This is a genomic window from Spirillospora sp. NPDC127506, from assembly GCF_040302145.1.
Classification (GTDB): Bacteria; Actinomycetota; Actinomycetes; order Streptosporangiales; family Streptosporangiaceae; genus Spirillospora.
Genome location: NZ_JBEORG010000003.1, coordinates 241851 through 254637, shown reverse-complemented (window position 1 = coordinate 254637; position 12787 = coordinate 241851). Strand labels below are relative to the sequence as shown.

The following is a 12787-nucleotide window of genomic DNA, read 5'->3' as shown; positions in this document are numbered from 1 at the left end:
AGCAACCCACCTGAGAGGTAGGGGAGACATGCGCGCGAAGAAGATGCTGCTGGTGCCCGCGGCGGCGATGGGGCTGGTCACGGGCCTGGCGGCCGCTCCCGCGGCCGCGGCGCAGCCGACACCGCCGATCCCGGAGCCGACCGCGAACCCCTGGCAGATGCGGCACTGGCCGCGGACGCAGCCGTGGCAGCGCGAACAGCCGTCCGCCCGCTCGTTCGCGGCGGGCGCCCCGCGTCCCATCGACCCGCAGAACTACGAGCTTCCCGACACGATGACGTGGGACGACTACCGGTCGATCCCCGGCACGTCGTGGGCGGACCCGTCCCGGAAGGGATCGGTGCGCAACTTCAACGTCGCGGTGGTCCTGGTCGACTACCCGAACCAGCCGTTCGAGGTGACGCAGCCGAAGAACTCCTCCATCTTCGGCAACCCGGTCGAGGTCGGGGACGTCCCCCGTGACAAGGTCGCCAAGTTCTACGAGGAGTTCCTCAACAAGCCGCAGGAGCTGAACCACGGCCACACCATGCACGAGTACTGGATGGAGGACTCCGGCGGCCGGTACGGCGTGAACCTCACCGGGTTCGGCGCCTACCAGATGCCCGCGAAGGACCACGAGTACGGCGTGGACGGCATGCAGGGCGGCACCGGCTGCCCGGCCGGCGACACCTGCAACCGCGACCTGCGCGCCGACGCCCGCGCCGCGTGGGTCGCCGACGTCGGCGAGGAGGCGGCCGCGAAGTACGACTTCGTCTTCTTCCTCAGCGCCGGGCAGGACGAGTCGTCCACCTGGCAGGAGTTCGGCGAGATGAAGTTCGGCGCGCCGGAGAACGTGCCGGACGAGTGGGGGCCGGACGACCCGGACCTGCCGAACTGGGTGAAGACCCGCTACATCCCGTGGACGTCCTGGCAGGCGGGCTCCACGATCTGGCCGAACGCCATCTTCGGCGTCTCGTCCACCCAGGCGGAGAGCTCCGGCATGTCGGTCTACGCCCACGAGTTCAGCCACATCCTGGGCATCGGCGACAACTACAACAACCCGTACAGCGATCCGCCGCGCCGCGCCTACAGCGGCCCGTGGGACATGCTCAGCCGCGGGACCTTCAACGGGCCGGGCGGCCCGCACAGCCGCTGGACGATCCCGGCGACGGGCGGCGGGTCCATGGGCGCCCAGCACATGCTCCGCAACAAGATGAAGCTCGGCATGGTCGACCCGGACAAGGTGCTGCAGCTCGACCGGGACGCGCTCGCCGCGTCGGGCATGGTCGTCGCCAGGGTCACGGCCCGCTCCGTCGAGCCGGGCAAGGGCGGCCTGGCCGGCATCAACGTGAAGCTGGGCGAGGGCGGCGACAAGAGCCCGGCGTGCGACACCGGCACCGACCCGCTCTGCGACGGCGGCGGGTACGACAACTACACCGTCGAGGTCGTCGACCGGATGGGCACCGACTCCTTCACCCCCGACTCCGGCGTCCTGCTGGCGAAGACGAAGGACCGCGACCGCGCCCCGTTCATCTGGGTCGAGGACGCCAACCCGCAGGACATCGACAAGGTCGACTTCGTCCTGCCCGACGGCACGCCGAAGAAGATGACGATCGGCGACTACCGCCAGCTGTCGGACGCCCTGTACCACGCCGGCACGGACTCGGGCAGCGAGTACGAGTACGTGGACGAGGCGAACCGGCTGCACTTCTACGTCCTCGACCTGAAGCGCGACCGCCGGGGCGTCCTGTCCTACACGGTCGCGATCAGCTCGCTGGACGGCGCCGGCCCGCAGCGGCGCGGCGTCCGGCTGTCCTCCGGCAGCGCGCGCCCGGCCGGCTCCGGCTGGATGAAGTGCACGCTGGCGCTCCGCAACACCGGCCGGGGCGGCACCGGCTACCACGCCTCGGACGTGTTCCGCCTGCGGGCCCAGGTCTCCGGCCACGGCTGGACGACGTGGCTGCCGAACGAGCTGGCGACCGCTCCGGCGCGCGGCGGGACGCACGTCGAGGTCTGGGCGAAGGCCGCGCCGGGCGCGTCCCGGCACGCGCGGCTGCGGCTGACGGGGACGTCCGAGAGCGACCCGTCGAAGTCCGGCACCGGAACCTGCCGCCTGCGCTGACCCGTCGCGGGACGGCCCTCCGCGCGGGGGCCGTCCCGCCCGGCTCCCGGTCCCCGGCGCCGGGCCGGCCTCGCGCACGTAAAGGCAAGTTGCCCTTCCCAAGGTCATGTCGGACCCGTCCGCGGCGCCGGCGCAAGGTACGTTGCGAACCGTGATGATCATGCAGCGTACAGTGATCGGACTCCGCCGGCCGGGCGTCGCCTTCCTCGCGGCGGGCGCGGCGTTCGCGGCCCTCCCCGGCGCCGCCCACGCGTCACCCGCGGCGGCCCCCGCGTCCGCGAAGGCCCCGGCGGACCTGAACCCCGCCGATTTCGTCCTCCGCCGCGGCGCCGACCGCGGCGAACCGCTCCGCGCGCTCAACGGCCTGCTGGGCCGGAGCGGCGTCGACGCGCTGATCCGCTCGTCCGGCCAGGCCAAGATGGGCCGCGGCTGCGGCCGCGCCGCCGCGGTGCCCGCCCACTCGCTCGTGTACTGCTTCGACCGGGCCGACTCCACCACCCGGCGCTGGGTCCCGCAGGGCGTCACGACCGTCTCGGACGCGGTGGCGGGCGAGCGCTGGGCGGGCGGCGGCCGGCCGATCCTGGTGTCCTGGCATGACAGCGGCAAGGTGCGGCTCACGTTCGTCGACCCGGACCGCCGCACCTACCGGCACGTCCTGCTCGTCGAACCGGTGATGAAGGGCGGGCGCGCGACGTACACCGACATCGGCATCCACGCCGGCGGCATCGCCTGGTACGGCGACAAGCTGTACGTCGCCGACACCCGGCACGGCGTCCGCGAGTTCGACATGCGCGAGATCTACGACCTGGCCAAGAGCAAGAGGGGCTCGACCGCGCACTCCTCCTGGGTCGGCCTCCACAACGGGAAGTACTACGGCCACGGCTTCCGCTACGTGATGCCGCAGACGGGCAGCTGGGAGTTCGCCAACGGCAAGGTCGGCGGCAAGTGCCGGGGCACCGGCCCGCTGCGCATGTCCTGGCTGTCCATCGACCGGACGACCTCGCCGCACTCTCTCGTCGCCGGCGAGTACTGCCGTCCGAAGTGGCCCCAGGGCCGCGTGGTGACCTGGCGGCTCGGCGCCCTGTCCGGCGGTGGCCGCGTCCGGCCCAGCTGGGGCGCCGAGCTCCCGGCGGACAGGATCCAGGGCGCCGTCCGGACGCACGGGCGCTGGTGGTTCACCCAGAGCCACGGCCGCAAGCGCGGCACCCTCCTCACGACGTACCCGACCTCGCACGGCTGGGCCAAGGTGAAGCGCCGGACGATCTCCCACGGCCCCGAGGACCTCGCCTGCTACCGGGGCCGCCACCGCATCTGGACGGTCGCCGAATACGCCGGCCGCCGGGCCCTGTGGTCGTTCCGGGCGGACTCCTGCTCCTGAACCGCCGCTGCGAAAGGGCCGGGACCGGCCTCCGCCGTCCGGCGGGGCCGTTCAGATCGAGTGCATGGCGGTGTCGGCGATGCTCTGGAGGGTCGCCCGGTCGGCGCCGCCGCGCGCCGCGACCTGGATCCCGTTGACCGCCGCGATCACGAAGTGCGCCAGCGCCGCTGCGTCCTTCCGCGCGTCGATCTCCCCGGCGCGCATGCCGTCCTCGATGGCGGCCTTCAGCACCGCGAACCGCTCCCGCCGGTGCCGTTCGAGCCGCTCCGCGATGTCCGGATCTCGGGGGCCGAACTCCACGGTCGCGTTCACGACGAAGCACCCGGCGGGGTCGTCCTCGTCCGGCTCGACGGCCCAGTCCAGCACGGTGCGCAGCCGCTCCCGCAGCGGCGTCCCGCCGTCCTCCATCAGCCGGACGAGCCGGGCGGCCCGGTCGTCCATGTAGTGAGCCAGGGCCGTGAGGAACAGCTCGCGCTTGCCGGCGAACGTGTTGTAGACGCTGCTGCGCGCGAGCCCGGTCGCCTCGCACAGCTCCTGCGTCGAGGTCGCCTCGTATCCGGCCGCCCAGAACGCCCGCATGGCCGCCTCGACGGCCCGCCGCTCCTCGAACTTCCTAGGCCGCCCCATAACGGCACGCTAACACGTTATAGACCGCTCGATCTAATATTGTGATCAGGGTTCGGGCGAGGCATGGGCGATCTGGATGACGCGCCGCCGGGTCGGGGACGCCAGCACCGCGCGGCCGACCCCGGTGATCCTCGGCGGGGGCTCCGCCCCGTACAGCCGGGTCTCCTCGCCGTTGGCGTGCCCGAGCAGCACCGCGGGCGCTCCGGTGTCGCGCAGCGTGGAGACGAGGGGGTCGAGAGGCTGACCGGGGACGGTCAGCAGACGCGCCAGCACGATGTGCACCCGGCGGCCGACCGCGCTGAGCAGGCTACGGGGGAGTCCGGCGAGCGGGTCGTCGCGGAGGTCGCGGTCGATCGCGAACAGGAACTTCTCGGTGGCGGGCGGGCCGTTCAGCGCTCTGGACACGGTCCGGGCGAAGTCTTCGGGCGAGTCGGTGTACCCGGCACCGGGGCTCACCGGCTCGGCGTGCCCGAACTCTTCGGCGATCAGGCGCAGGATTCCGTGGGCGTCGAAGACGTGGACCTCCGGTTCGCGGTCGGCGCGATGCGCCTCGATCCCCTCAAGGAGCAGCCGCAGCAGGTTCGCGCGTCCGGAGGCGGGCGGTCCCGCGATCACGAGATGCGGGTCCTCGTCGAAGTCCACGAACGCGGGCTCGCCCGTCTCGATCTCGATGCCGATGGGTATCCGTCCGCCGGAGACGGCCGGCAGTTCGCTCACGTGCACCCTGTGCGGCGGGCCGGCGATCCGGCCGACCGCCGTGAAACGCTCCTCGAAGCCGGGGACGGCGCCGCGGACGGCGCTTACCGACTCCGCGTCCCCGCACAGGATGAGCAGCGGGCCGTCGGGTCGCTCGTCCATCGCCGAGATCAGAGCCCGGACCACCTCGGGGTGGAAGAAGTAGCCGGTGCCGTCCGCCTGCCCGTCCTCGATCAGGAGGACCCCTTCTTGGAAGGTCCGGAGCAGCTCGGGGATCGCCTCGGCGATGTCGCCCAGGTGGGGGCCGATCGCGCTCAAGGAGACCATGTTCAGGCCGCCGTGGGAGACGATGCCCAGCTCGGCGAGTATCCGCCCGTACTGTCGCGCCAGTTCCTCGACCTGTGGCCCGTACGGACCCGTGACGACCAGATGCCGTGGACTGGGCGGGCGACCCCCGCGGATCGCCGCCGCCTCCCCTTCGAGAAGGCGCCGGAGAGTCGTCCCGACCGAGACGTCCGTGACGGCGTCCTCCAGCTCCCGGATCTTTTGGTCGATCAGGGCCGGCAGCGCGGTGCCCGCCGGCTCCGTCGCGGAGCCCGAGTAGGCGCGGTTGCGGAACAGGTGGAGGCCGGCGGCGCCGGTTCCGCTGCCGATGAGCGTCGGGACCGGATGGCCCTTGGCGGCGAGCCGGTCCCGGAGGACGCCGTGCACCGTCGCCAGGTCGAGGCGGGCCGGCGCGTTCGGCACTCCCTCCCAGAGCATGTTGATCAACTCGCCGGTGAACGCGGTGAAGGGCTCGCCGGCCGGGGAGGCCGCGCTCTCGCCTCCGGACGCCGCTATCAGGACGTACGTCTCGCTCTCGGGCAATCCAAAGGGGACGCCAGGGCTCTTACGGGCGCGTCCGATGAACGAACAGTCGAGAAGCAGGATGTTGTGGGGCGGCCCTTCCGGATTGCCGACCGCGCCGTACAACCGTTCGAACGGGAGTGAAGGCGGGGATTCTTCGCCCCACTGGGCTCCGGGGAGCACGAGACTGCTTTGGCCGAACACTTCGAGGTCAAAGTTGTGCCCCGCGTAGTAGACGAGGAGTGTGTCTTCCGCCTCGCGGGCGGCGCGTTCAACGGCGTTCAGGATGTCCGTCTCAGAGCGCGGTTCGGTCAGGACGACGCAGTTGTGTTCCGGCAACCCCCAGACCTGCGGGTCGCACAGGAGTTCCTTCAGCCCGTTCAGGTTGTTCCGGACAGCGGGCAGATCCGGCAGCGCAGCGTATTCGGACACGCCGATGAGCACCGCGCGGGACCGCTCCGGATCGGGTACGACCGGCTCTGTCTCGGCGGGGACCGCGGTGCTCCGCCAGTGGTCGCGTGTCCGCTGGACGAAGCGCTCGACCACGGGTCCGGGAGGCTCCTCCGCCACGGTCAGCCGGCGCGGGGCGCCGCCGCCGGCGAGGAGGTGGGCCGTCCGCCGGCCGGGGAACGCGAGGTTCGCTTGTCCGACGACACGTTGGAGCTCCACGGGCGGGCGCGGGCCCGCGACGATGCGCCAGCCGAGGAGGGGGAGGAAGCGGTCCCAGATCGCGGTGTTCTCGACAGCGGTCGAGGTGAGCAGCAGTTGCACGCCCAGCGCCCGGCCTCGTTGCGCCAAGGAGAGAAGCGCCTCGCCGACTTCCGGTTTGCTGACCGGGAATGTCAGCGACACATCGGCCACGATCAGAAGGCGGGGCAGCGCGTCAAGGATCGATGTGGGCGGTGAGGGAGCGGGCCGCTCCTTCCCGAGCCGTTGGCCGGCTGCGAAGTCGGAGCTTCCCGGGAGGTCGCGGGGCGGCCTGGTGGAACGGCGGTCGAGTTCGTCCGCCAGGAAGTCGAGGAACTCCTGCAGTTTCTGCGGTCGTCCGAGCAGCTCGTCCTCGGAGTAGCGGACGTGCGGGAAGTCCAGGGGCTCGCCGAGGGGATGTTCGCCCAGACCGGCGAAGGCGAAGGTGAGGTCGCCGGGGGAGTGGCCGGCGGCAAGGGCGAGCGTGATCGCGCGGACGACGCGCTGCCGCGCCCCGGGGTCTCCGACGATCAGGCCGTGCGGGAGGCCGGACGAGACGTCGAGCGGGTAGAGGGTGAGAACGTTTCCGTCCGCGTCGTAGCCGATCGCGGGATTGCGGGGCACGGTGGTGAAGCGCGCCCACGTCTCCTCGAACATGCCGCTCGTGCCGGCGCCGTTCAGCCGGAGAATGTCGAACTCGGGGACGGCCGGGGACTCGGCGTCGCCGGGTGGTCGTGGAGCGGATTCCTGCGGCCAGGGGAGCTTGCCGGCCTTGGGGCCGCGTTGGCGCATCTGCTCGATGAGGGACGGGACGGCGTCGAGCGGCACATGGGCGAGTTCGAACCGAGGGTGGGCCCGGTCCCCGAAGACGTGCAGGAAGGCGCCGTCGTCATCGCGCGGTCCCGCGTTCCAGCCGATGTGGCCGGCGAGGGGGGCGGCCATCGGCGGCTCGTCCGGCGTGCAGAAGATGAATCTGAGGCCGAGGCGGCTCCCCGTTTCGCACAACCAGGCGAGAGCGGTCAGCAGGTCTGGACGCGACTCCAAGAGGGGACCGATGTCGTCGATGACGACGACCAGGGCGGGCAGGGGTTTGTGCGCCGCGCCGCCGGCGATCGCCGCCTGGTATTCGTCCCAGCCGGCGAAGCCGGCGCGGTCCAGCATGGCGGTGCGGCGGATCCGTTCGTCTTCGAGCGCCGGCACCAGGAGGCTGAGCCGCATCGAATCCGCCGCGTCGGCGTGGACGGCGGCGGTGACATGGGGGAGTCCGTCCAGTCCCGCGAAAGGGGAGCCCCGTGCGAAGTCCGCGAAGACGAAATTGAGGGTGTCGGGTGAATGGGTCAGGGCGAGGCTGAGGACGATCGTCCGCAGCATCGCCCCCCGGGCGGGCTTCGGACCGATGATCAAGCCGTGCGGGAGGTCCGGGTTGCCGCGGAGCACGTCCAGCGCCACCGGGCCGCCGGCGTCCCTGCCGATCACCGCCTCGCGCGGCGGGCCTTCCCAGGCTCGGAGCAGTTCTCCGACGGGGGCGCCCAGCAGATCCGGCAGGCCGGGACCCGGCGGGGGCGCCGGGGCGAGGTGGGTGCGGGTTTCGGGGGAGAGGAGGGCGAAGTGGTCCGTGTCGGCGGTGAGGCGGACCGGGCCGCCGTCCGCGGGGAGGAGTGCCCGGAAGGTCTCGGCGGCGGTGCCGGCGCGGCGTTCGATCTCGGCGGAGACGGCGTTCAGGACGTGCCGGGTGTGCTGGGCCTCGGGGCGCGGGAGGGTGTCGAGGAGTGCCTCGCGGGCGCCCGCGACGAACTCGTAGCGGACGTCGCCGACCGGGCGGAGCAGGCCGCTCAGCAGGACCTCGGCGAGCCGGCCCGGCCCCGAGCCGCCGAGGATGCGGTGCTGGATCAGGCGCATCACCGGCAGCGACGGGACGGAGACCGCGACGTGGGCGGCGAGTTCGGCGGCGTCCGGGGAGGCCGTCGAGAGGAAGCGGCGGACGCGCTCGGCGATCGGCAGCTCGCGTTCCCGCCGCACCGGCGCCGGACCCGGAGGGCGGGACGGCAGCGCGGCCATCGCGGCGGGCTGCGGGCCGGAGCCGGACAGGAGGCGGGCCCACGTGCCGAACCAGCGCGGGGCCACCTCCAGGACCGGGACGGGCACGCCCGGCGGCACGGCGCCGTCGAACGAGGTGAAGCGCAGGTCGGTGTTCGGCGCGCCGGGCCGCGGCAGGACGGCGAGGCCGGGCGTCGTCGGTGCGGCGGTGCGGCGCCAGAGCCGTTCGGCGAGGGGCTGCAGGATCGCGGCCGGCCCGGCCTGGGCCCAGTGGCGGACGGCGCGCGCGGCGCGCCCGTTCCACCAGTGCGGGCCGGAGCAGTCGCTGAGGACGAGCACGACCCGGCGGCCCGAGGGGTCCAGGAGCGTGCGCGGGTCCCGGGGCGGGGCGCCGGGCGCCGAGGCGACGCCGCCCGTCGCGTCCAGGTAGGCGACGCGGACGTTCCGGAACGCGCCCTGGCGGATCAGCATCTCCGTCAGCTCGCGGGCGAGCGGGCGCCACAGGCGCATGGCCGGACCGGTGTCCACGACCAGGGTGAGGCTGAGCCACCGTTCGGGAGACGGGGCGAGGACGGGCGTCCACAGGCGGGTGTCGGCGACGCGGGCGGCGGTCGCCTCCTCGTCCAGTTCGCGGCGGTGCGGGGACGGGACGCGGCGCTTGAGCGGGCGGAGCGCGCGCTGCAGGCCGAGGGCGTCCGCCAGCATCGGCGCCGTCGGGACGAGCACCTCCGACGCCTCGCCGGCCGGTTCGGCGCCGGGCGCGGGACGCGGGTGGAGCCCGGTGCGCGGCTCCGGCGCGGGCGGCGGCGGCGCGGCCGGCGCGGGCGGGGCCGGCGGCCGCGGGGCCTTCGAGGCGGGGGCGTGCGGCGGCGCCGGCGAGGCCGGAGGCGGGCGCTCCTCGGCGGGGGCGATGTGGCAGGCGAGCCACAGCATCTCGCTCAGCTCGCGGGCGTCCGGCGGCGGCCCGATCGCCGAGAGGGCCTCCCGCAGCCGGTCAATCGTCATCGACCGGCCCGGTCAGGTACGGCATGATGCGGTCGGCCAGGGCGCGGCGGTCCTCGGTGTCGGCGTGGCGGCACAGGTAGACGGCGTTCAGCAGCTGGTCGGTGGCCAGCGTCCCGGACGAGGAGCGCTCGAAGAACCGGCGGACCAGGTCTTCGCTCCGGTCGGCCAGCGGCCCCAGGTGCTCGCGGACGATCGCGGAGAGCTCCGCCTCACCGGACGGCTGCCGCAGCTCGACGGTGACGCAGCGCCGCAGGAACGCCGGCGGGAACTCGCGTTCGCCGTTGCTGGTCATCACGACCAGGGGGAAGGCATTGCAGCGGACGGTCCCGGCCTTGACGGTGACGCGGGAGCCCGGCCCGTCCGCCGTCATGACCTCGGCGGTCGGCTCGGCCCGCCGGGTCAGTTCCGGCAGCTCGTACTCGCCCTTCTCGAAGATGGTGAGCAGGTCGTTGGGCAGGTCGATGTCGCTCTTGTCGATCTCGTCGACCAGCAGCACGCGTGGACGCCCGTAGGGGAGGAGCGCGGTGCCGAGAGGGCCGAGGCGGATGTAGCGGCCGATGTCCTCGTCGGCGGGCGCGTCCTCCCGCTGCGCCGCGTACAGGCGCGTCAACGGGTCGTACTGGTAAAGGCCGTCGCGCAGGGTGGTGCGGCTGGTGATGGGCCAATGCAGGACGGGGCCGAGGCCCAGTTCGTGGGCCACCGCGTAGGCCAGCGTCGACTTCCCGGTACCGGGCGGCCCCGTCACCAGCAGCGGGCGGCGCAGATACAGGGCCGCGTTGACCTGCTGCACGGCATCGTCCGACGGCCGGAACGTCTTCGCCTGGTGCTCGTTCCCCGAACCACCGGGCGGGGTCGGCAGCACGGGCTCGCCGTCGAACGCGCGCCAGGGCGGCGGTGGAGGCAGCCTCTCGATGCCGTCGTGCGTGCGACGGCTCCCGGTGTAGAGCAGCCAGTCCGGCACCTATACCTCCATGGCGAGCGGGGGGTCGGGAAGGCGGGACGGGTCGTCCCACAGCAGCGTCAGGTCGCGTCCGCAGTGCGGTTCGTCCCTGGCGAGCAGCGCGCGCTTGCGCAGGTCGCGGGTGAGCCGGGGCAGGTCGCCCGGGTGCGCGCCCTTGACCGCTTCGGCCAGCTCCTCCTGGACGCCGTGGCCGCGGCACGCGTCGTGGCCGGCGCCGCACCGCGTCCGCGGCCACAGCATGACGGGGACGCCGTTGCTCAGCGCGGCCCGGAGCGACTCGTCGGGCGGGCGCGCCCCGTAGACCAGCACGCAGTAGTCGTCGTTGGCCTCCAGCAGATCGCTGAAGACGCCGCTGTCCCGGGCGGTGTCGCAGGTGATCCGCTGCGGGTTGCTGCGTCCGAGCTCGTTGAGCAGCCGCCAGCGCTGGTACGCCTGGTCGCGTTCGAAGGAGTCGGGGCGGAGCCGCCGCACGTCCCGGACGACGACCGGGTACCGGCGCATGCGCAGCGTCTTGTCGGGGTCCAGGTACCACTGCTCGAACGGCGTGCTGAGCCACTTCTGCGGCACCGCGAACTCGATCATCCACTCGCGCTGGAACAGGGCGGGCGCCAGTTCGGCGACGTGTTCCTCGACGACCTGCCGCACCCGCCCCCTCGGCACCTCCGCCGACCGCCGGGACGGGCCCGCCGCGCCGTCCGCCCAGAGGTGCACGGTGATGTCGAAGGCGTCGCCGAGCGTCAGCCGCTCCAGCCGGACGATCACCGACGGCGGTTCGGGGCGGGGGCCGGGCGCGCGGCCCACCTCCGGCAGGTGCCGCCCCGACCAGGCGGTGAGGCGCCGCGCGGCGGGCTCCGGGGAGAGCCGGCGCACCGCCCGCAGGTAGCGGACGAGCTGCTCCTCCCGGAAGCCCTCCGCGACGTGCCGTACCGAATGCCAGGCCGACTGGAAGGCGTCGAGCGGGGGACGCCCGGTGACCGCCTCCAGTTCGGCGGCCATAGCGGGCGTGCACGCCACGCCGGCCAGGAGCTCCCGGAGCTCGCGCCGGGCCGAAGCGGTCAGCCACTCCAGCGGCAGCAGATCGTCCAGCTCCTCCCAGTACAGCCGGATCCGGTCGAGCGGGAGCATCGACCCCAGCTCACTGCGGGCGTCGCCGCGGAACTCGGCGTCCGACATCATCCCGATGACCTCGCCGGTCTCCATGTCGTACACGGCCGACCCGCTGTAGCCCTTCTCCAGGCTCCCGCCGACGGCCCGCAGCTCCCACCACTCCCGCCGCCGGACCCAGGCCGGGTGCGTCCTGACCGTCGCGTGCCGCTCGTCGCCGTCGCTGCGGCGCGGGAAGCCGCACACGCCGAACTCCCGCCCGGACGCGGCCAGTTCGCGTGCCCGGCCGGGCGCCGCGAGCGGCGCGGGCGGCAGCGGGACCGGAGCGGACAGTTCGAGGACGGCCACGTCGCCCGGGTCGCCGGCGCGCCGCCAGCCGCCGCGCCGCACGACCTTGGCGGGCAGATCCTCCAGGTGGCCCGGGAAGCCGACGTGCGCCTCGTCCATCCCGTGGACGGTGTGGGCGCAGGTCAGCAGCCGCGTCTCGGTGACCAGGAACGCCGCGCCGAGCTTGCCGCCGGACGGGTGGCCGACCCAGGCGCGCCAATGCCAGTCGTCCACGATCCCCGCTACGCCCCTTCCGCGGCTCCGGCCCCGGCGGGCGGCTGTCCCCACGTCATCTTGACCTTGAGGTGCCCCTCGACGGACGTCTTCGCGATGACGGCGCCGGCCGCCGCGTTCAGCTTGACGCCGAACTCCAGCTCCACCGCGTCGGGGTCCAGGGCGCCGCCGCGCAGCGCCGCGAGCGCCGACTGGGCCGCCTCCCGGACGTTGGCGAACGCGTCCTCGAACCTGCCCGCCGCCTCGTGGAAGATCTCGCCGGTCCGCGACACCGACTGGAATCCCGGCTCCTCCTCGTCGCTCTCGACGACGATGGTCCCGTGCTCGGTCTGCCAGCGCACCAGTTCGTTCACGAACGCCCCCTCCCGCGGGCAAATCTAACAAGACCGTCGGACCCGGGTGGTTCGCTGATGGAACCGCGGCCACAGGAGGACATGATGATCACGGTAGAGCAGGTGCGGGCGCTCGCCAGAACGCTGCCCCGCACATCGGAGCACCTCATCAGAGACCAGGTGAAGTTCCGCGTCGGCTCCATCGTCTACGTCGCGTTCTCACGGGACGAGACCGTGATGGGCTTCGCCTTCCCGAAGGAGGAGCGCGCCGCCCTGGTGGCGTCCGAACCGGAGAAATTCCACCTGCCCCGCGAATCCGACATGCGCTTCAACTGGGTCCACGCCTGGACGGCCGCGCTCGACGAAGCCGAAATGGAGGAGTTGGTCACGGAGGCATGGCGGATGGTCGTCCCGAAGAAGGTGGCCGCCGCGCGCCTCGGCCTCTAGCGCGCCGG

Annotated in this window: 8 protein-coding genes; 3 read left to right on the top strand and 5 right to left on the bottom strand. The window is 73.1% G+C overall.

Going from position 1 to position 12787, the window contains the following annotated elements; all coding sequences use genetic code 11:
* Positions 1–28 precede the first annotated feature (28 nt).
* Complete coding sequence (locus ABTW95_RS05615; protein ID WP_500224919.1) at positions 29–2098, top strand: M6 family metalloprotease domain-containing protein; 2070 nt, start codon at positions 29–31, stop codon at positions 2096–2098.
* A 160-nt stretch (positions 2099–2258) separates the two neighbouring features.
* On the top strand, positions 2259–3476 hold the full coding sequence (locus ABTW95_RS05610; RefSeq protein ID WP_500224917.1) for a hypothetical protein: 1218 nt from the start codon (positions 2259–2261) through the stop codon (positions 3474–3476).
* 51 nt (positions 3477–3527) lie between these two features.
* On the opposite strand, the gene ABTW95_RS05605 is transcribed toward ABTW95_RS05610, so the two are convergent.
* From ABTW95_RS05605 to ABTW95_RS05585, 5 genes are read right to left on the bottom strand one after another with little or no spacing between them, the layout of a single operon-like run.
* Positions 3528–4103: a TetR/AcrR family transcriptional regulator gene (locus tag ABTW95_RS05605; RefSeq protein WP_500224914.1), complete on the bottom strand. Its 576-nt coding sequence runs from the start codon at positions 4101–4103 to the stop codon at positions 3528–3530.
* A 45-nt stretch (positions 4104–4148) separates the two neighbouring features.
* Positions 4149–9374: a caspase, EACC1-associated type gene (locus tag ABTW95_RS05600; RefSeq protein ID WP_500224912.1), complete on the bottom strand. Its 5226-nt coding sequence runs from the start codon at positions 9372–9374 to the stop codon at positions 4149–4151.
* Positions 9364–10335, bottom strand: a complete 972-nt coding sequence (locus ABTW95_RS05595) for an AAA family ATPase (protein WP_500224906.1) — start codon at positions 10333–10335, stop codon at positions 9364–9366. Before ABTW95_RS05595 ends, ABTW95_RS05600 begins: the two co-directional genes overlap by 11 nt.
* The gene (locus ABTW95_RS05590; RefSeq protein ID WP_500224903.1) at positions 10336–12000 is read right to left on the bottom strand and encodes a VMAP-C domain-containing protein; all 1665 of its coding nucleotides are present in this window, start codon (positions 11998–12000) and stop codon (positions 10336–10338) included.
* Between the two features lie 8 nt (positions 12001–12008).
* The gene (locus tag ABTW95_RS05585; protein ID WP_500224899.1) at positions 12009–12353 is read right to left on the bottom strand and encodes a CU044_2847 family protein; all 345 of its coding nucleotides are present in this window, start codon (positions 12351–12353) and stop codon (positions 12009–12011) included.
* 81 nt (positions 12354–12434) lie between these two features.
* On the opposite strand from ABTW95_RS05585, the gene ABTW95_RS05580 reads away from it, so the two are divergent.
* Positions 12435–12779, top strand: a complete 345-nt coding sequence (locus ABTW95_RS05580; protein WP_500224897.1) for an MmcQ/YjbR family DNA-binding protein — start codon at positions 12435–12437, stop codon at positions 12777–12779.
* The last annotated feature ends 8 nt before the right edge of the window (positions 12780–12787 follow it).